Origin of the sequence: Legionella fairfieldensis ATCC 49588, assembly GCF_000621525.1 — a bacterium.
In the GTDB taxonomy this organism is placed as follows: domain Bacteria; phylum Pseudomonadota; class Gammaproteobacteria; order Legionellales; family Legionellaceae; genus Tatlockia; species Tatlockia fairfieldensis.
The window spans coordinates 91971-113350 of sequence record NZ_KK211301.1; the positions used below are offsets into that span (position 1 = coordinate 91971).

The following is a 21380-nucleotide window of genomic DNA, read 5'->3' on the forward strand; positions in this document are numbered from 1 at the left end:
ACATGGTTGAGAAAATAATTGAATTCTGCGCAAACAATCGATTTATCGTGTTGCTATTTGTCGTGGGGTTCTCCTTGGGCGGTTGGTGGGGTTTAAAAAATACTCGCATGGATGCTTTGCCTGATATTTCAGATACGCAAGTGATTGTGTATACCACATGGATGGGCAGAGCACCGGATCTGGTGGAAGATCAAGTCACTTACCCCATTGTAACGGCATTGTTATCCGCACCGAACGTTGTAGCAGTTCGCGGTTTTTCTGATTTTGGTTTTTCTTACGTTTATATCATTTTTAAGGACGGAACCGATATTTATTGGGCGCGCTCACGTGTCTTAGAATACATGAGCCAATTGAGTGGAAAACTGCCTGAAGGCGTGACCCCTCAATTAGGCCCTGATGCCACACCAGTCGGTTGGATTTATCAATACGCCTTAGTGGATGAAAGCGGGAAGCATAATCTGGCCGATTTACGCACTTTTCAAGATTGGTATTTAAGTTATTGGTTAAGAGCTATACCTGGTGTATCAGAGGTCGCCACCGTGGGTGGTTTTGTTAAGCAGTATCAAATTAATTTAGATCCCGTCAAAGTACTTTCCTATAAACTTTCTGTACCCCAAATTATTGAAAAAATTCGTATGAGCAATAATGATACTGGTGGGCGTGTCATTGAATTTTCAGGGACAGAGTACATGGTTCGTGGACGAGGCTATATCACGTCGACAGATGATATTGAAAAAATAGCCATTGGTACGAATGCCAATGGGACGCCGATTTTATTACGAGATGTGGCAACCGTGCAGCTAGGCTCAGACATGCGTCGTGGTGTGGTCGATTTAAATGGTCAAGGCGAAACCGTTGGTGGCATCGTCATCATGCGTTTTGGGGAAGACGTTTTGGAAGTGATTGGTCGAATCAAGGATAAGCTCAAAGAATTGGCTACTGCCATTCCAGAAGGAATAAAAATGGTCAATGTGTATGACCGCAGTAATCTGATTCGAGAAGCCATTTCAACGGCCAACTGGAATTTGATTGAAGAACTTGTGGTGGTTGGGTTATTAATCATTGTTTTCTTGGGGCATTTTCGTTCCGCTTTGATTCCAATTATTACTTTGCCGCTTGCTATTTTGATTTCGTTTATTCCCATTTATTTTTTCAATATTGGCCTTAATATCATGTCCATTGGCGGCATCATTGTGGCGGTTGGGGATATGGTGGATGCGGCCATTATCATGGTCGATAACGCACACAAACGGTTAGCCGATTGGGAAGCAAAAGGAAGTCCCGGCGATCGCAACAAAGTGTTGATTGATTCAGCGAAAGAAGTAGGCCCTGCCATTTTTGCATCATTAGTGGTTATTGCCATATCGTTTATGCCGGTTTTTACCCTGGAGGCCCAAGAAGGACGGTTATTCTCACCCTTGGCCTATACAAAAAATTTAGCCATTTTTATGAGTGCTTTGCTGGCCATTACTTTAATCCCCATGTTATTACCTATTTTGGTGCGTGGGCGTATCATCCCCGAGCAAAAACATCCCATTACCCGCGTGATGCAAAAAATGTACGCACCAGTTTTGAAATTAGCACTGCATTACCGTGGTGTTGTAGTAGCGATTGCTGTGGTAGCAGCATTAGCCACGGTTCCCCTCTATAAACTCATTGGCTCAGAATTCATGCCGCCTCTGTATGAAGGTACGATTTTATATATGCCTGTTACTTTACCTGGCATATCGGTCACACAAGCCACAGAACTGCTCCAGGAAATGGATAAGAAATTAAAATCATTCCCGGAAGTGGCTTATGTGTTTGGAAAAACGGGACGGGCTAATACGTCAACCGATCCTTCTCCTTTTAGCATGATGGAAGTGATTGTTGAACTTAAGCCTAAGAAATTTTGGCGCAAAAGCGTGACCTATGAAAGCCTGGTCGCTGAGATGGACAAAGCCTTGCAATTTCCCGGTGTGAGCAATGCCTGGACTATGCCCATTAAAGCGCGTAATGACATGCTCACCACAGGAATTCGAACCGCTGTAGGGATTAAAGTTTTTGGTCCTGACATTAAAAAAATTGAAGCCATTGGCAAAGAAATCGAAATGGTAGCCAAAGAAGTACCGGGGACAAGTACGGTGTATGCGGAACGGGTGGCTGGAGGGTATTTTCTTGATTTTGACATCCATCGAGACGAGCTTGCGCGCTATGGTTTAACCATTATGGATGTCAATCGTATCATCGAATCAGCCGTGGGTGGTGAAAACATAGCGACCACAATTGAAGGCCGTGAACGTTATCCTGTTAATGTGCGTTATTTGCGAGAATTACGCGATGATCCGGATAAGATCAATCGTATTTTAGTGAAAACACCCAGTGGTGCTGAAATACCTATTGCTCAATTGGTGACTTTAACCTTTCGTTCAGGTCCTGCCATGGTTCGCGATGAGAATGCGATGTTAGCAGGTTATGTGTTCATTGATATTAGCGGACGAGACATTGGAAGCTACGTGGAAGAGTTAAAGCAAGTGGTCAAGGCAAAAGTCACATTACCCCCGGGCTACACGCTTGCCTGGTCAGGTCAATACGAATTCATGCAACGCGTGTATGAACGACTTAAAATTTTTGTACCACTCACCTTAGCCATTATTTTTATTTTGTTTTACTTTACCTTCCGCACCATCACTGAGACATTGATGGTGATGCTAGGTGTACCCTTTGCTCTACTTGGCGGATTTTTGCTGCTCCTTCTATTAGGGTACAACATGAGTATCGCGGTCTGGGTTGGGATGATTGCACTTGCTGGAGTGGCTGCTGAAACGAGTGCGGTGATGCTCGCTTACCTTGATTCTGATTACAACGAGCAAAAAGAAAAAGGATTACTCAAAACCTTGCCGGACTTGATTCAAACGGTGCAGCAATGCGCCGTATCGCGTATTCGCCCTATGGCGATGGCAGGGCTTGCGAATATACTGGGTTTGTTACCGGTGATGTGGGCGACAGGTATTGGTGCTGATGTGATGAAACGCCTCGCGGCTCCCATGGTGGGTGGGATTTTTTCAGCACTATTGCTGACTTTAATTGTGATTCCCGTGGTTTATGTGATGTGGCGCTGGCAAGTGGATTTGAAAAAACAAGGAAGTCTAATGGAGGCAAGATGAAATTAACGTTCTTAGGGGCAACCCAAACCGTTACTGGTTCAAAATACCTTTTGACCATCGATTCTAAAAAAATTCTCATCGATTGTGGTCTTTTTCAAGGGTATAAAGAATTACGATTACGTAACTGGGCTTCATTGCCTATTGACCCGCGCGATATTGATGCTGTGATTATCACTCATGCGCATATTGACCACACCGGTTATTTGCCCCTATTAGTAAAAAATGGATTTCAAGGAAAAATCTATGCAACACCCGGCACAAAAGCATTGTGTGCTATTTTATTACCGGATAGTGGTCATCTTCAGGAAGAAGAAGCACGATTAGCCAATAAATATGGTTTCTCGAAACATAAGCCAGCGCTTCCTCTTTATACCGAAAAAGACGCGAGAACGGCATTAAAACATTTTGAAACCGTTGATTTTAATGCGCCGCACCAATTATTTAATGGATTTAGCTTCGAATTTCATCGTGCAGGACACATCGTGGGTGCCGCGATGATCAAAATAAAAACAAGCAAGTGTTCCCTTTTGTTTAGCGGGGATGTTGGTCGACCTTATGATCCGGTCATGAAGGCACCAACCCCCATTCAAGAAGCGGATTATCTGATCATGGAATCCACTTATGGCGACCGATTGCATGATGCAACTGATCCGTTGCCGCAAATGGGGCAAGTGATTAATACAACCATCAAACGAGGGGGTTCTGTCGTCATTCCAGCCTTTGCCGTAGGGCGTGCGCAAAGTCTTCTTTATTTTATTTATCAACTGAAACAAAAAGGAGAGATTCACAAAGACGTTCCAGTGTTTTTAGACAGCCCAATGGCCATCAATGCGACCCATTTGCTCTGCACTTATAAAGAGGATCATCGTTTAAATGAGGAACAATGCCATGGCTTATGTAACGCAGCTACTTATATCAATACCCCTGAGGAGTCAAAAGAACTCGATCGTCATAAAATGCCTCAAATCATTATAGCCGCCAGTGGGATGGCCCAAGGTGGTCGTATTGTGCATCATTTGAAAGCCTTTGCCCCTGATCCTAAGAGCACCCTTCTTTTTACCGGCTTTCAAGCAGGAGGCACTCGTGGTGCCAGGATTGTCAATGGGGAACGTGAGGTCAAAATTCATGGTAGTATGATTCCTATACGTGCCAAGGTCGTTGTCATGAGCAGTACTTCTGCGCATGCCGATTATCAGGAGCTGTTAGGTTGGCTAAAGCACTTTATTCGGCCACCCAAAAAAGTCTTTATCACTCATGGTGAACCTCACAGTGCACAATCGCTCAAAGACAAGATTGAACAGCAATTTGGTTTCACCTGCATGATTCCTTCTTACCAGCATGTGGAGGATTTGTCGTGACAAAAGAAGTGGGTCATGCCTTGCGTTTAAAATATTTAGGCATCAAGACGTATCATGAAGCCATTATTTACATGCGAGAGGATTGTCATGTGTGTCATGCAGAAGGCTTTGAAGTGCAGACACGTATTCAAGTGACCCTTGGAAAACGCTCCATTATCGCAACGCTTAATGTCGTTACCTCAGAGCTGCTTAAGCCCGGGGAAGCCAGCTTGTCACACTATGCCTGGGATTCTTTAAATGCTAAAGAAGGGGATGAAATCCAATTATCCCATCCTAAACCTCTGGAATCATTAAGTTATGTGCATACGAAGATTTATGGTAATGAACTCTCTTTTAAACAAATCAAAGCCATCGTGGATGACGTTTTAAGTGGTCGTCTTTCTGATTTGCAAATTTCTGCTTTTTTAGCGGCCAGTGCCGCAGAACGTTTAAGCAATACTGAAATCATGAAACTTACAAAAGCCATGATTGACAGTGGCGATCGCTTATCCTGGTCATCTCCTTTGATTGTAGACAAGCATTGTGTTGGTGGTTTGCCAGGAAATCGCACCACCCTTGTTGTGGTTCCCATTGTAGCTGCTTTTGGGTTAACTATCCCAAAAACCTCTTCACGGGCAATTACTTCTCCAGCAGGTACTGCAGATACAATGGAAACTTTAGCACCGGTGTCACTGAGCCCAAAGGCTATGTGTCACGTGGTTGAAAAGGAAAACGGTTGTATCGTTTGGGGAGGTGCTGTGAGCTTAAGCCCTGCCGATGATGTGCTTATTCGGGTGGAGCGTGCTCTTGAGTTAGATAGTGAAGGTCAATTGGTCGCCTCAATCCTTTCTAAAAAAATTGCTACAGGAGCAACCCATGCCGTTATTGATATTCCAGTGGGACCTACCGCAAAAGTCAGGAATAAGTCCAGGGCTTTACTTCTTAAGCAATCCCTTGAAGAAGTAGGAAAACAGTTAGGCCTTGTGGTCCATACTTTAATTACTGATGGCGCACAACCGATAGGAAATGGTATTGGCCCTTCCCTGGAAGCACGCGATGTGTTGGCGGTATTACAAGGATTGCTTCATGCCCCAAAGGATTTGCGCGAAAAATCATTAACTCTTGCAGGAGCAGTACTGGAATTTTCATCAACAGTACAACCTGGCTCAGGTCAATCGATAGCCAAACAATTATTAGATAGCGGCGAAGCGTTTAAAAAATTTCAGGCGATTTGTGAGGCACAAGGAGGCATGCGGGAATTGACGGCGGCACGTTTTACTAACCCTATTGGTGCTGAGAAAGCAGGTAAAGTATCTCTCATTGACAATCGAATGCTCGCAAAAATTGCCAAGCTTGCAGGGGCCCCTAAGTCTAAATCAGCAGGGGTTGATTTGCATGTTCATATTGGCGACCAAGTTGAAAAAGGACAGCCTTTGTTCACCATCCATTCAGAGTCTTCAGGAGAGATGACTTATGCTCGCGATTTTATTCGCGATAAACAAAATACCATTGTTCTGGGAGAGAAGCCTTGAAGCCCATTTTATTTTCATTATTTGATGCTTCAGAAATCAGTAGACACTTAAAAAAAGCGCTTCAAGTGGAGGTGGGTGATGCCACGTTGCATCGTTTTCCAGACACGGAGTGGTACGTAAAAATTAATTCGGAAGTTAAAAATCACAGCCTCATTGTAGTGGATAGCTTAAACCGACCCGATGAAAAAATACTACCTTTGTTGTTTTTTGCTAAAACAGCCAAAGAATTAGGAGCTAAAAAAATTGGTTTGATTGCCCCTTATCTTCCGTATTTACGTCAAGATAAACGTTTTCATCAGGGTGAAGGGATTACCTCGCGTTATTTTGCTGAGTTACTCTCTACTTCATTTGATTGGCTCATAACCATTGACCCCCATTTGCATCGTTATAACTCTTTAGATGAAGTCTACTCCATTCCTACTTTTGTCTTACATGCTACTTCAAATATAGCGAGATGGATTAAGGCTCATGTTATTAAACCAGTGCTTATAGGCCCTGATATGGAAAGTGAGCAATGGGTTGCCGACATTGCAGAAAAGGGCGATTTTCCCTATGTGATTTTGGAAAAAAAGAGACGGGGTGATAAAGAGGTGGCTATTTCAGTACCCAATATTCCGAAGCTTCACTCCTCTACCCCAGTATTAGTCGATGACATCATCTCCACGGCCAGAACCATGGTGGAAACGGTGAAGCATTTGCAAGATTTAGGGGTTAAGTCAGTGACTTGCATTGGTGTGCATGCGCTTTTTGCAGAAGATGCCTATTCCCTATTATCGGAAATGGAAGGTATGCAAATCATTACTTGTAACACGGTAAATCATATAACCAATGCCATTGATGTGAGTGATTTGGTTGTGGATGAGTTAGTAAAACACAATTTGGTAAAGGCTTTAAAAGGATAAGTGGACCAACATTTATTTTCAAGGAGTATCAGATGTCAATTTTTAAAATAACTATGGCATTTATTGTTTTTATTGGGTTAGTTGGGGCAACACTCTTTTTGAGCTCCTGTGATGGGTTGAGAAAGCATAGTTCACAGGAGGTTGATGGAGGCTATGGGGGACACGGTGCTGGTGGCCACGGTGGCCATGGCGGTGGGCATTGAAACGTGTTCTCTGCTTAAGTGAAACTACTAATACGAATAGGTGATCAATGAAACACGACCATCATCAACAAAAGCATACAAATACTGGAAAAGAGGACGCTTGTTGTCATCAGGAACATAGAGTACAGAAGTCACGCAATGCTTCCTCCAAAACAGAGGGTGTAATCATCTATACTTGCCCCATGCATCCTGAAGTACGTCAGACTAATCCCGGGATTTGCCCTCTTTGTGGTATGGCCTTAGAGCCGGAAACAGTGACAGCCGAAGAAGAAACAAATCCTGAATACCTCGATATGAGGCGTCGATTTTGGATGGCAGTAATTCTTACTTTACCTGTTGTGGTATTGGAGATGGGCGGACATTTGTTGCAAAACTTTATATCTGCCAGTGTTTCAAACTGGATTCAACTGCTATTTGCTACACCTGTTGTGTTTTGGTGTGGTTGGCCATTTTTTCAACGTGGCTGGCAAACTCTTAAAACACGTCAATTGAATATGTTTACTCTAATAGCTATGGGTATTGGGGTAGCATGGGTTTATAGTATGGTGGCAGTACTTCTGCCCGGGGTATTTCCCATGACTTTTCGAAGTCCAGAAGGGGTAGTCGCTGTGTATTTTGAAGCCGCAGCTGTTATTACGACCCTTGTCTTATTAGGACAAGTGCTGGAATTAAAAGCAAGAGAGCAGACAGGCAGTGCTATCCGTGCTTTATTGAAATTAGCACCTGACAGTGCGCATCGTATAAAAGAAGATGAGAGTGAAGAGGAAGTATCTCTGGATAAGATTAATGTTGGCGATTTGCTGCGTGTTCGCCCTGGTGAAAAGATACCGGTAGATGGTGAGGTACAGGAAGGCCGAAGTTTTGTAGATGAATCTATGGTGACTGGAGAACCTATTCCGGTTACTAAAGAAGCAGGTGCTAAAGTTATTGGTGCGACAATTAACCAGACGGGTAGTTTTGTTATGAAAGCACTTCACGTTGGTAGTGACACCATGCTTTCACGTATTGTTCAGATGGTGAGTGATGCTCAACGAAGCCGCGCCCCTATTCAACGTTTAGCAGATACTGTATCTGGATGGTTTGTGCCTGCCGTGATTTTAATTGCCATGCTTTCTTTTATTTTGTGGGCATTGTTGGGGCCGCAACCATCACTTAGCTATGGCTTAATTGCTGCTGTATCTGTATTAATCATCGCTTGTCCCTGTGCCTTGGGCTTGGCAACTCCGATGTCTATCATGGTAGGAGTAGGGAAAGGTGCTCAGACTGGTGTATTGATTAAAAACGCGGAAGCGCTTGAGCGAATGGAAAAGGTGAACACGCTTGTTGTAGATAAAACAGGAACACTCACTGAAGGGCACCCCAAATTGACGCAGATTGTATCTGATCAAGGCTTAAATGAGGAAGAGGCATTAGCGCTAGCGGCATCACTTGAACATCAAAGCGAACATCCGCTTGCCAAAGCCATCGTGAGGGCTGCAAAGGAAAAACAGTTGGCTCTTGAACCAGTCCAAAATTTTGACGCCCCAACTGGGAAAGGAGTAGTGGGTAAAGTAAATGGTCATCGTGTTGCCATTGGTAATATCAAATTAATGCAAGAGCATGGGAACGATAATACTTCTCTTTTTACAAAAGCAGATGCGCTCCGTGCCAAAGGTGCCTCTGTGATGTTTATGGCTATCGATGATAAAACAGTAGCCCTTTTGGTAGTGGAAGATCCAATTAAATCAACAACCCCTGAAACCATCCACTCACTTCAACAAAGTGGCATTGAAATTTACATGCTGACAGGGGATAGTAAAAAAACAGCAGAAGCTGTGGCAGGTACACTTGGCATAAAAAAGGTAGTGGCTGAAATCATGCCTGAGGATAAAAGCCGTATTATAAGTGAATTAAAGGATAAAGGACTCACTGTTGCAATGGCAGGAGATGGGGTGAATGACGCACCGGCACTGGCACGAGCTGATATTGGTATTGCCATGGGAACAGGGACTGATGTGGCTATTGAGAGTGCTGGTATTACATTATTGCATGGGGATTTGCGTGGTATTGTCAAGGCTCGTCGTTTATCAGAAGGGACCATGAGTAATATACGCCAGAATCTCTTCTTTGCTTTTATTTATAACATCTTGGGTGTACCTTTGGCTGCAGGAATCTTGTATCCATTCACAGGCTTACTATTAAGTCCAATCATCGCTGCACTTGCTATGGCGCTTTCTTCTGTATCCGTTATTATCAATGCGCTGAGGCTACGGCGGATAACACTGTGAAGAATGTAATTTGGCAAAGAAGATAAAAAGTTGAATTAAAGATAGATGCTAATACTGGTAAAATCACTCACGAATAAAATATTGATTAAACGTCCATTACACACAAAAAACAATACTGTTATCGTGCACCATTCATAGGGCATGGCTATGGAATGTCATTGAAAAATAAGCGAAACTAGAAAGATAGTGATGAGCATTAAAATCTCTATTAATTAACGTTGACTTAACCTAAATACTTAAATATTTTTGGCAGGAGGTATCTATTTATGTGCCATATACGCTCATTAAAAACAAGTCTTTTTTTCATTCTCTTATTCGTTATCTCTTTATGCTCTTCTTGTGCGTCGGTCGACTCCAAAGAAAGCCAAAATAAAGAGCCAAGAAAAGGACGATTTGGAGGTTACCATCCCCATGTGCACGGTCCTGGGCGCCATTAAAGTGAATTTAACCAAAATTTATTGAATCCAGAGAGACGTGTTTTCTTCATGGATACACTAATGGTTTTTTGAAATCATGTTACTTTGATCATAAGCTCTATATCAAAACCAAAGAAATGGCCTTTATCGGCATTTATAGCAAAGGGGGCGTGTCGTCTACCCCAATAATCAATGGTTTGGCCTCCACTATACTGGCCAACACGAGAAATACATCACCTAAAAAAAGAATCCGCATCGAATCATCACCTGGATAGAGCTGTTAATTATTCACTGCATAAAAGAAATTCAATGATTCCAGTGAATTATTAAGCTAATTTTTGCCATTCTATAGGGTACAGAGGGTATTCTCTTAAAGCAAATCAGGATACACTAAATAAGTGATACTGGGCATGGTATTTTTTAAAAGGTGAGGGATGCGTTACATCGGTTTAGCCATTATTCTATTAATACACTTCCTTTGTAATGAAGTGATGGCTGCTGCTCCACTAACGTTTAAGCAAGCATTAGATATTGCTTACCGAAATAACCCTGAATTGCAAGCAGAAATCGATAGAGCCCAAGCGATGCGCGGGGTTTTTATTCAAAGCGGTCTTTATCCCAATCCGCAATTAACTTTAACTGCCGAAAATTTTGGTGGTTCAGGTAGTTATAGTAGTTATGAAGCAGCAGAAACAACTTTTTCCGCCACTCAACCCATTCCTTTGGGGCATCGCCTTCAGTATCTAAAAAAAGCAACTTATGCGGATTACTTAGCATCTCTTGCCCAGATTAAAGTGCAAAAGGCCACCCTGTATGTGGCGGTTGGGGTAGCTTACGTGGACGCGCTGTATGCGGAGCAATGGCATCGCGTGACGAAAAAACTAATTCGACTGAATCTAGACATTGTGGCAGCCATTGAACGACGGGTTAAGGCAGGTGCTGGGTCTGAATTGGACTTGCGATTAGCCCAAATACGGTTGGGTGAGGCTCGAATTCAGGAAAATAAAGCGGCACGTGACGCGTTGTTCCAACGAGCCAAACTGGCTCGGTCATTAGGTGACGGGCTAAGAATAGATAGACCCTTGGTGGATAAGGGCTTGCCGGGCATTTCACTTAATTGGCCCAAATTATTAAAACACTTACCTCAAAGCCCGCAGCTCCTGCAAATGCAACTGCAATTGCAAGCCAAGCGTGCGACGATTACGGCAGTAAAAAAGTCCGTTTGGCCGGATTTAAACATACAACTCGGTGGCCGTCATTTTTCTGATGACGGCAGTAATGCTGCCGTGATGTCCGCTTTTGCGGAAGTGCCAGTTTACAATAGAAATCAAGGCAAAATCCTGACTGCAGAGGCGCAATACACGCAAACGTCCCATGACTTTCAAGGAACGCGACTTGATGTGCGTCAAAATGTGTACAATGCCTTTTTACAAGCCCAGCAAAGTCACTATGAAGCGAGTTTAGTCACCGATTCACTATTACCTTTAGCACGTAAATCAATAACACTCGCGCAAGAGGGTTATCAAATGGGGCGTTACACGTATATTGAGTTATTCACAGCACTCAATACCTTGTATGAAGAAGAGCGTCATTACCAGCAAGCCCATGCGGATTATCATAAAGCACTAATTCAGCTGGTAGGGCTTTTAGGATTAAATCCTGTTAAGGAGAGTCAATGAAATTTCTAAAGTTATTCATTCTCCCGATTCCATTACTGATTCTTTTATTTGGTTTAAGTTCCTTTTCATTATGGGCAAGTGGAGATACTCATGCGGTTGAGGAAAACAATCACCAAGACACCATGGAAAAAGGGCCCAATGGGGGACGTTTGCTAAAAGAAGGGAACATAGCCCTTGAGCTGTTAATATTTGAACGAGGGATGCCTCCTCATTTTCGTGCTTATCTTTATCAAAATGGAGAGTTGATTTCACCCGATAAGGCCCATTTAACGGTTCAATTGCTCCGCTTCAATGACAAAAAAGAAGAGATTACCTTTATTCCTGTTGAGCATTTTTTACAAAGCAATCAAGTGATTCGAGAACCTCATTCTTTTGATGTGACGGTGCAATTAGAGCTTAATGGAACACGTTACAATTGGCGTTACTCAAGCTATGAAGGTCGCGTAAAAATAGTATCAGGCATTCTAAAAGCGGCTGACATTCAAATTGCTACAGCTCAGAGCCAAACCATTAAGACCCAATTAAAGGTGGTCGGAAAAATTGTTCCTAATCGCGACACCCTAACTCCTATTTATGCACGCTATTCGGGCATCATTAAATCAATGACTAAAAATCTCGGTGATGAAGTCACTAAAGGAGACGTATTAGTCACCATTGAAAGCAATGAGAGTTTGCAAAACTACAGCATTACTGCCCCAATGACTGGGACTATTGTGCAAAAATATGCAACGAATGGCGAGTTGGCTCAAAACACCAAACCCATTTATGAGGTGGCCAATTTAGCCACGGTGTGGGCCGATTTTACCTTGTATCGCAAAGAGTCCCCTCTTGTGAAGCAAGGGATGGAAGTGACTGTCACGGGCGATGAAGGACAACCAAAGTCCACCAGCACGATTTCTTACATTGCACCTTTAGGCATCGAAGACAGTCAAACCACGTTAGCACGTGCGGTTTTATCTAACGAACCACGAGTCTGGTTACCAGGAATGTATGTGAATGCGGCCATTACCATTAAAGAAAAAAAAGTACCAGTGGCGGTCCTTCTTTCGGCCATCCAGCGCATGGATAAACAAGAGGTGGTTTTTGTCCAGCAAGGGGATTATTTTGAAGCGACACCCGTTACTTTAGGTGAAAAAGACGACCAATGGGCAGAAGTGGTGTCAGGGCTTGATGCTGGCCAGCGTTATGTCAGTAAAAACAGCTTTTTTATGAAGGCTGAGTTAGGCAAGGAAGGCGCGAGCCATGAGCACTAAGGATTGAGATGCTTGAAAAAATTATTCGCTTTTCTCTAAAACATCGTTGGTTTGTTCTTTTATTCACCTTGGTGATTGCAGCGCTCGGCGTCTACAACTTTCAACGTTTGCCCATTGATGCCGTTCCTGATATTACCAACGTGCAAGTGCAAATTAATACTCAAGCTTCAGGCTATTCGCCCTTTGAGGTGGAGCAACGCATTACTTTTCCTATTGAGTTAGCGATGAGTGGGCTACCTAATCTCGATTATACGCGTTCTTTGTCGCGTTATGGGTTATCGCAAGTCACGGTGGTCTTTAAAGACGGCACGAATATTTATTTTGCGCGTCAGTTAATTAATGAACGTTTGCAAGAGGTTAGGGATAAACTACCGCCCGAAGCGGAAACCACTCTAGGCCCCATATCGACAGGTCTTGGTGAGATTTTTATGTATACTGTCACCAATAAACCTAATGTGCCTGTGTCCCAGCGTTACAATCCCACTGAACTTCGTACCATTCAGGATTGGATTATTAAGCCTCAACTACGAAATGTGGAAGGCGTTGCGGAGGTCAATACCATTGGTGGTTATGAAAAGCAATTTCATATTACGCCCGATCCCATGAAACTGGTTCGCTATCGTTTAAGTTTGAACGATGTGGTAGAAGCGCTTACGCGCAATAATGCCAATGTGGGCGCAGGTTACATTGAAACCAATGGGGAGCAAAACTTAATTCGCGTGCCCGGTCAAGTAAAAAATATTCCGGACATTGAAAATATTGTGATTGCCAGTTTTGAAGGCACACCGGTTCGTATCCGTGATGTGGCAGATGTTGCTTTAGGTAAAGAGTTGCGTACAGGCGCTGCAACAGAGAACAGTAAAGAAGTGGTTTTAGGCACGGTGTTTATGTTGATGGGAGAAAACAGCCGAACCGTTTCTGAGCGCGTGGCCGCCAAAATGAAAGACATTAACAAATCCTTGCCTCAAGGTGTTGAAGCAGTCACGGTGTATAATCGAACCTTGCTGGTGAATGCCACGATTAATACGGTGAAGAACAATCTTCTTGAAGGCGCCTTATTAGTTTGTGTCATTTTATTTTTATTTTTGGGAAATATTAGGGCCGCCCTTATTACGGCGATGGTCATTCCTTTATCCATGTTACTCACCATCACCGGCATGGTGAGTAATCAAATCAGTGCCAATTTAATGAGTTTAGGAGCACTTGATTTTGGTTTGATTGTGGATGGTGCGGTCATTATCGTTGAAAACTGCATTAAACATTTAGGTGAGCAACAGCATGCACTGCAGCGAGTTTTAAATCTGGAAGAGCGCTTAAAAGTGATTGCCTATGCGACCACCGAAGTCATAAGGCCCAGCATCTTTGGCGTGTTCATTATTACGGTGGTTTATTTGCCGATTTTAACGTTAACGGGTGTGGAAGGAAAAATGTTTTTACCGATGGCTCAAACCGTCATCATCGCCTTGTTGGCCTCCATGCTTTTTGCATTGACGTTTATTCCTGCAGCCGTTGCAATTTTTCTTCGAGGACGTGTCCAGGAAAAAGAAAATTGGCTCGTGCATCACCTGTCAAAAGTCTATGCTAAAGTGTTACGCCGTAGTTTTCATGCAAGGCGATGGGTCATTAGTGCGGCAGTGGTTTTAGTGGTCATCAGTTTGCTCCTTGCTTATCGCTTAGGTGGGGAATTTATTCCAAGCCTGGATGAAGGCGATATTGCGATGCATGCGATGCGCATTCCAGGCACCAGTTTGACTCAAGCCCTGGCCATGCAAGATTTGGTGGAAGAACGGGTGCGGCAATTTCCTGAAGTCAAAAACGTGTTTGCAAAACTTGGAACGGCAGAGGTAGCCACCGATCCCATGCCACCGAACGTGGCAGATACTTTTATTATCTTAAAACCTCGAAAAGAGTGGCCCAATCCCAAAAAAACCAAGCAAGAGTTAGTGCAGGAAATTGAACAGGCGGTACAACAAATTCCTGGTAATAATTATGAGTTTACCCAGCCGATTCAAATGCGTTTTAATGAACTTATTTCTGGGGTGCGAAGCGATGTGGCGGTGAAGGTATTCGGCGATGACATGGATACCTTGCTAGAAATAGCTGAATCGATAAGTGCGCAATTAAAAAAGGTACCCGGGGCTGCAGATGTCAAGGTCGAGCAAGTCAGTGGCTTGCCGCTTTTAACCATTGCGATTAATCGCGATATGCTCGCCCGTTACGGTTTACAAATAGGTAGTGTGCAAGATGCGATTGTGATTGCTACAGGCGGCAAAAAAGGTGGGGAGCTTTTTGAGGGAGATAAACGTTTTGATTTAATTGTACGCCTACCTGAATCATTGCGCTCCGATCCGAATGTATTACGACAAATCTTTATTCCTTTGCCTCCTGCTAAAGACGGTGAGCGCCATTTCATTCCTCTGAATGAAGTGGCGAAAATGGTGAGAAGCGAGAGCCCTAATCAAATCAGTCGCGAAAGCGGTAAACGTCGCGTGGTCGTCAGTGCGAACGTAAGAAATCGTGATTTAAGTTCGTTTGTCAATGAGGCCAAACAACGCATTGAGCAAAATGTCAAAATACCCAGTGGGTATTGGATAACCTGGGGTGGGCAATTTGAACAATTGCAATCGGCCTCTCAACGACTACAAATTGTAGTGCCTATTACCTTATTGGGCATTTTCCTACTGCTGTTTATGAGCTTTGGTAGAGTAAGAGATGCGCTTTTGGTGTTTAGCGGCATTCCTTTAGCATTAACAGGCGGTGTACTCGCCTTATGGTTACGGGGGATCCCCTTATCCATTTCCGCGGGAGTCGGGTTTATTGCCTTATCAGGAGTTGCGGTGCTAAACGGCTTGGTAATGATTACTTTTATCAATAAACTACACGAGCAAAAAAAAATGTATTTAAAAGACGCGGTATTGCAAGGCTCACTGGCGCGTCTTCGTCCGGTATTAATGACAGCCTTAGTGGCTTCTTTGGGCTTTGTACCAATGGCATTAGCGACCGGTACAGGCTCTGAAGTGCAACGGCCTTTAGCCACGGTGGTGATTGGCGGTATTATTTCTTCGACTTTCCTGACTTTGTTGGTATTGCCTGGTTTGTATTATGTGTTTCATGAGCGACGTAAAAAGCCATTGATGAAGAAATCAGGCGAGGAAACCTAATTTATGCTGAGAGATACACAGTTTGTAATATCTGAGTGTTTTAGAGTTAATAATTAGAATTATCTTAGTAATTTATAAAAAATCGAGGATTAAAAAATGGAACATATTAAATATGGATTTGGAAAAAAAGTATTATATTCTTTTGACGATACAGTAAAAAAAGTTACAGAAGGGCTTCAAAAAGAAGGATTTGGAGTCCTGACCACTATAGATGTATCAGCAACGCTGAAAAAAAAGTTAAATCAAGATATGCCTCCTTATCAAATTCTTGGTGCATGCAATCCTCAATTTGCTCATCATGCTTTAGCTAAGGAACCCTCTATAGGTTTGCTTCTACCTTGTAATGTAGTCGTACGTCAAGATAACCTTGGCAACGTATATGTTGAATTTATGGATCCTAAAGCAGTATTGGAATTAGTCAGCAATTCGGAGATAAATCATATTGCTCTTGAAGTGAAGGAACGACTCGAGAGAGTATTGAGTGCAATGTAATCAATAAATTACCTCACTAAGAAAATAAACACTGCTTAGATACGTCATTGCAGTCAATGTGGGAAATCATTATGACAACACCTTTAACCTTAACGACCTTTTTTGTTGCAGGGCTTGATTGTCCTGCTGAAGAGCAATTAATTAGGCGACAATTACAAACAATTCCGGAAATCGAAAAGATGGATTTTAACTTCATTGCCGAAGAAGTGACGATTCATCATCGTTTAAATACGATTGAGCCACTCCAGAGACAAATTGAAGCATTGGGCATGAGTGTTCGCACCAAAAGCAGCACTAAAAGTGATAGCCCAAAAGAGGCCAATGATTTTTCTTGGTGGTGGCTTGCTGTAGCTGGATTGTTGGCTCTTTTCTCGGAAGTGCTCTCCTATTTATTTGGGACCGAGAAGTCAGTTTGGGTAGCGGCATTGGCATTAGTGGCTATGGCCATAAGTGGACCGCCTACCTTCAAAAAGGGTTGGCTTGCTCTGCGCACGAAAGCCTTGAATATCAACAGCTTGATGATGATTGCAATAACAGGTGCCATACTCATCGGCGAATGGCCGGAAGCGGCGATGGTCACCGTGTTATTTGCATTGGCTGAGCGTATTGAACGCTACTCATTGGATAAAGCACGATTAGCCATTCGAAGCCTGATGCAGATTGCACCGGATGAAGCAACCGTCAAAACGACGGAAGGAAAATGGCAAAAATTAGCGGTCGAGAACATCAAGTCAGGTGCAATTATCCTGGTTAAGCCAGGTGAGCGGATTGCCTTGGACGGCGTTATTGTGAGTGGCCAAAGTAGCGTTAATCAAGCGCCCATTACTGGTGAGTCGATGCCTGTGAGCAAACAAACAGGAGACAGTGTGTTTGCCGGTACGCTCAATGAGCGAGGCTCCTTTGAAGTGAAGGTGACCAAAGAATCAGGCGATACCCTGTTGGCTAAAATTGGCAAAGCAATAGAACAAGCACAAGCAGAGCGGGCACCAACCCAGCGATTTGTTGATGAGTTCGCCAAATATTACACGCCAATCATGGTGCTCATTGCAGTAGCCGTTGCTCTGATTCCACCAATTGCATTGGGGTATCCTTTTTATGATTGGCTGTATAAGGCACTCACCTTGCTTGTAATCGCTTGCCCTTGTGCGTTGGTTATTTCAACGCCTGTGACCGTAGTAAGTGGCTTGGCAGCGGCAGCTCATCACGGACTTCTTATCAAGGGCGGAAGTTATTTAGAAATCGGCTATCAGTTAAAACTCATTGCGCTGGATAAAACGGGAACACTGACTGAAGGAAAGCCGGTGGTCACGGATTTTATTGCCTATGAAAGCACGCAAACCAAAGGTGATTTACTGCTCTTGGCAGCCAGTTTAGACAGTCACTCCGAACATCCTGTTGCCCACGCTTTGGTCGAATACTGGCGAGAAGAACAACCAACGGGGTCGTTATTGACGGTGAGTCGGTTTGAAGCAATTCCTGGTCGGGGCGTCATGGGGAGCGTCAATAATGAGCAGTATTTTGTTGGGAATCATCAGCTGGCTGAAGACAATGGGGTGTGTAATTCCGGTATCGAAAAACAACTTGCTCAGTTAGAGCAAGAAGGAAAGACCACAGTTATTTTAAGTAATGACACAACCGTGTTGGCTATTTTTGCAGTAGCGGATACCCTTCGTTCAACCAGCCAATTAGCCATCCAATCCTTGCATCAACGTGGCATCAAAACAGCCATGTTAACTGGAGATAATGCCGTCACCGCTGCCGCTATTGCCAAAGAGGTGGGAATTGATGAAGTCAATGCCAATATCTTGCCTACAGAGAAGCTGAATGCCATGAACGCCCTGTTGGCTCATTACCACACCGTGGGTATGGTTGGTGATGGCATTAATGATGCCCCTGCACTTGCAAAGGCAACGATTAGTTTCGCGATGGGAAAAGGGACTGATACCGCACTTGAAACAGCGGATGTGGCCCTGATGAACGATAATTTAGCGATGCTGTCTTTTTTTATCGATTTAAGTCATAAAACAGCTCGGGTGCTACGTCAAAATATCAGTTTATCGATTGCTATCAAGGTTGTTTTTTTCATCTTGGCTTTGGCTGGGTTGGCGACACTTTGGATGGCGGTTTTTGCCGATATGGGAGCAAGTCTCATTGTTGTTGCGAATGGTTTGCGATTGTTGAATTTTCAAAATAAAAACACCAGTTAAAATGGTAAGAGGTTGTTTCCTATCATGCCTCTGGAGAGATTCATTTAGGGTTTCGTTAAGCAGGACATCATAGGATTCAGTATGTTATGATGACCGATGCAACGATTTTTATTTGTGGAAATGGAGATGTAAATGAACCCTATCGGATTTAAAACAATTTTTGTTTTTATTGGCTTACTCATTTTAGGATGCGGTTTAATGTCTTGTAATAAAACAACCCCTGCCGAGACTCATCCTGAAGGAGCTTATGAGGGTGGTTTTGGTGGTGATGGTGGCCATATACACCAAAATGGATAACAAGGGATTTTATAATCTACTCAGGGATGAATAATGGAACTCAATGCATGGTTTATAGGCGTTTTGGGTGTATTTGTTATTCTGTTAATTGGCCTCATGTTTCTCTTTAGAAAAAAGAGGCATTTGCGATTTGTCATCGCCCTATTCATTTTCCTCATCTTAGGAGCGATTTTTTTGCATGGTGTTTCCTTTACGTTGCATTAGAGTGTGTGGCAGGGATTTTTAATTAAAAAATGGATGCACGGTACCGTAATAAGGATGTGTATGAGGCGGATGCTATTACTGTTTTTATTTTTAACGGGATTATAATCATTTATCTCAATGAAAAATAAAATGAAGCAGTTTTTCTAGAGATAAGGAAAGGATTAAAATGGCCTTGTAACAGATGGCCTTATGTTTAAAATTTATTTTACCGATGAAGGGTAACCTTACATTACTCGTTGCCTCAGTTAAATCAGATACCTGTGCATGGAATTGTTTGGTTACATGGACCGTTATATCTGGTTTATAAATGGCTTGCCGGAATACAAGGCCAAACCGATTCTGATAAAAAGACGTTTGGATTTATCGATCATCAAATACACCAAGCCTTGTGGAGATTGGTTCATCGTAGACGCCCGAGAAAAAGTACAGCATGGAGGGAAAAGAAGTACTTTCGCTCTCAGGGTGCACGAGATTGGATATTTACTGCGAGAAACCCAAATAAAGATAGCAAAAGCACCTATATGGATTTATTTTTAATGAGTTCTGTTGCTATTAGAAGACATACCAAAATAAGGGTAGAGGCAACACCCTATGTTCCAGCCTATACAGAATATTTTAAGAAGCGCCAGCGCTACTTGAAACTATAGCGGCTAGAAACAAGGGATAAAGCATCAACCTCCTTATTATCATCAAATGAAGTAGACTGGATGGTTGGGTCAACCAAAGTTGGCCTTGCGAAGGCTTGAGCGGAGTGCGGCTAAAGTCGCATGCTCCGTTCTTATGGGACGGGGCTACAGTAATGTAGTCCTGTTACCAGATAGGACCCTGGATTTTTTAATAATTTATCTGCAGGTCATCATTTTCAAATAATGGAGTTTGCTTAATTTCTAAATTTCTTTGTTGTAATTGGTCAATTTTCACATAGGGACAATAATATGCATTAGCTATTACGGAATGGATATTAATAGTTGTTAAGTTTTTTGATCCCCTTACATATCTCTTATGAAATTCCCTTGGTGTATGTGTTACAAGAACGATAACATTTGCTCCTAACTTCGCGCCTTCATTTTTTAAAAAATTATTATCATCTTTTTCTAGATCTTTTAAAGAGGAGCGGATATCCATAACTTCATGTACATTTGGATTTTTAATAATCCCTAAGAAACGGCAATTTCCTGTAGGATAGGAAAAATACAAGTTAACATTTTTCGCATCTTCATTTACTTGACGTAATCCTCCACAGCCCGAATTCAAAAGAAGAATCATAAAGCTAATTAACCTCAGCTCGACATAAGGAATTTATTATTTTGTATTTTTGTATGAAGATGTAAAGAGGGTTTTCTTGGTTTAAGCATATAAGCCATGAGTCCCGCCAACAAATTAATGACAAAATTATCAGGTTTTCTGTGTCTTGAATGGTCGATATGACAAATTGACTTTAGTTGCTCTATTACCGTTTCAACCAGTCCACGGTGATTCAAAAAGAACTGGTCAAAAAGATTCATTGTTTTTTCTTTCATATTTCGCCTCACCCTGGTGATGAGGCGTAAGCCCTTTGCCAATAAGGACTCTGTTTTTTGTTTTGACAAATACCCCTTGTCCCCAGCAGCGAGTCCTTCAAGGTTTTTAAAGAGTTGTTCTAATGGGACCCGGTCATCTACATTGCCTTTGGTAATGCAAAAAGCCACTAACTCGCCCTCATGGTTAATCACTACATGAAGTTTGAACCCAAAAAACCACCCCATGGATGTCTTGCCTCGCTCGGCTATCCCATCAAAGGTCTTGTGACGATAAATGCGTTTATTATGGCAGACTGCAAGAGGTGTTGAGTCAACATAATACAAACCGGTTTTCTTACCCAATCGCGAGTAAAGATAGGCTGTTAACGGAATGAGAACGCTCGACATAATTTCTGTAAATCGATTGTAACTCACCAGCTCTGGGAAATAGTTCCTCATATCCTTCTGCACACAATCACGATAATAATCTTTAAAGGTACGGTAATGACTCAAATGAAATAAAATAACTAGCGTCATGATTTCACTGGCCGACATTCTACAAAACCGAGCACGCTTTCTATTGGGGGATGGAAGTATATAAAATGAACTTTCTTTAAACCATGCCTTGCAAAAATCATCAATATCACAGAATATTTCTACTATCGGTACCAACATCTTATTTCCTTATAAACTGGGGAGTTTTTAACGAACTAAAATGTACTTGGTACCGATGCTCATTGCAATATTGCTATTATTTAAAAATTTCTTATATCGAGTTGAGGTTA

Annotated in this window: 14 protein-coding genes; 12 read left to right on the plus strand and 2 right to left on the minus strand. The window is 42.7% G+C overall.

Going from position 1 to position 21380, the window contains the following annotated elements; all coding sequences use genetic code 11:
- The first annotated feature begins 2 nt into the window (after positions 1 to 2).
- From T345_RS0112680 to T345_RS14915, 12 genes are all read left to right on the plus strand, one after another.
- Positions 3 to 3146, plus strand: coding sequence for an efflux RND transporter permease subunit (locus T345_RS0112680; protein WP_010652852.1), 3144 nt, complete (start codon positions 3 to 5; stop codon positions 3144 to 3146).
- Complete coding sequence (locus T345_RS0112685) at positions 3143 to 4504, plus strand: MBL fold metallo-hydrolase RNA specificity domain-containing protein (RefSeq protein ID WP_014842606.1); 1362 nt, start codon at positions 3143 to 3145, stop codon at positions 4502 to 4504. The genes T345_RS0112680 and T345_RS0112685 overlap by 4 nt, the downstream gene beginning before the upstream one ends.
- A complete protein-coding gene (locus T345_RS0112690) occupies positions 4501 to 6015 on the plus strand; it encodes a thymidine phosphorylase family protein (RefSeq protein ID WP_014842607.1) in 1515 nt (504 codons plus the stop codon). The genes T345_RS0112685 and T345_RS0112690 overlap by 4 nt, the downstream gene beginning before the upstream one ends.
- Positions 6012 to 6917 carry a ribose-phosphate pyrophosphokinase gene (locus tag T345_RS0112695; protein ID WP_014842608.1) on the plus strand — a complete coding sequence of 302 codons (906 nt, stop codon included), beginning with the start codon at positions 6012 to 6014 and terminating at the stop codon, positions 6915 to 6917. The genes T345_RS0112690 and T345_RS0112695 overlap by 4 nt, the downstream gene beginning before the upstream one ends.
- A gap of 250 nt (positions 6918 to 7167) precedes the next feature.
- Entirely contained in the window at positions 7168 to 9387 is a 2220-nt protein-coding gene (gene copA / locus T345_RS0112705) for a copper-transporting P-type ATPase (RefSeq protein ID WP_014842610.1), read from the plus strand.
- 850 nt (positions 9388 to 10237) lie between these two features.
- Positions 10238 to 11482 carry a TolC family protein gene (locus T345_RS0112710; RefSeq protein WP_014842611.1) on the plus strand — a complete coding sequence of 415 codons (1245 nt, stop codon included), beginning with the start codon at positions 10238 to 10240 and terminating at the stop codon, positions 11480 to 11482.
- Positions 11479 to 12735, plus strand: coding sequence for an efflux RND transporter periplasmic adaptor subunit (locus T345_RS0112715; RefSeq protein ID WP_014842612.1), 1257 nt, complete (start codon positions 11479 to 11481; stop codon positions 12733 to 12735). The genes T345_RS0112710 and T345_RS0112715 overlap by 4 nt, the downstream gene beginning before the upstream one ends.
- Before the next feature lie 8 nt (positions 12736 to 12743).
- A complete protein-coding gene (locus tag T345_RS0112720) occupies positions 12744 to 15896 on the plus strand; it encodes an efflux RND transporter permease subunit (protein ID WP_014842613.1) in 3153 nt (1050 codons plus the stop codon).
- A gap of 96 nt (positions 15897 to 15992) precedes the next feature.
- Complete coding sequence (locus tag T345_RS0112725; RefSeq protein WP_014842614.1) at positions 15993 to 16388, plus strand: DUF302 domain-containing protein; 396 nt, start codon at positions 15993 to 15995, stop codon at positions 16386 to 16388.
- A gap of 71 nt (positions 16389 to 16459) precedes the next feature.
- Positions 16460 to 18595 (plus strand): heavy metal translocating P-type ATPase, encoded by a 2136-nt coding sequence (locus tag T345_RS0112730; protein ID WP_014842615.1) that lies wholly within the window; start codon positions 16460 to 16462, stop codon positions 18593 to 18595.
- Between the two features lie 132 nt (positions 18596 to 18727).
- Positions 18728 to 18892, plus strand: coding sequence for a hypothetical protein (locus T345_RS15260; protein WP_014842616.1), 165 nt, complete (start codon positions 18728 to 18730; stop codon positions 18890 to 18892).
- Between the two features lie 464 nt (positions 18893 to 19356).
- Positions 19357 to 19743, plus strand: a complete 387-nt coding sequence (locus T345_RS14915; RefSeq protein ID WP_061393961.1) for a group II intron maturase-specific domain-containing protein — start codon at positions 19357 to 19359, stop codon at positions 19741 to 19743.
- Positions 19744 to 19930: 187 nt separating this feature from the next.
- Here the strand turns inward: T345_RS14915 and T345_RS0112750 are convergent, their stop codons facing one another.
- Together T345_RS0112750 and T345_RS0112755 are read right to left on the minus strand one after the other, a co-directional pair.
- On the minus strand, positions 19931 to 20362 hold the full coding sequence (locus T345_RS0112750; RefSeq protein WP_035919085.1) for a DUF4156 domain-containing protein: 432 nt from the start codon (positions 20360 to 20362) through the stop codon (positions 19931 to 19933).
- 14 nt (positions 20363 to 20376) lie between these two features.
- A complete protein-coding gene (locus T345_RS0112755) occupies positions 20377 to 21270 on the minus strand; it encodes an IS982 family transposase (RefSeq protein WP_035918823.1) in 894 nt (297 codons plus the stop codon).
- Positions 21271 to 21380: the final 110 nt, after the last annotated feature.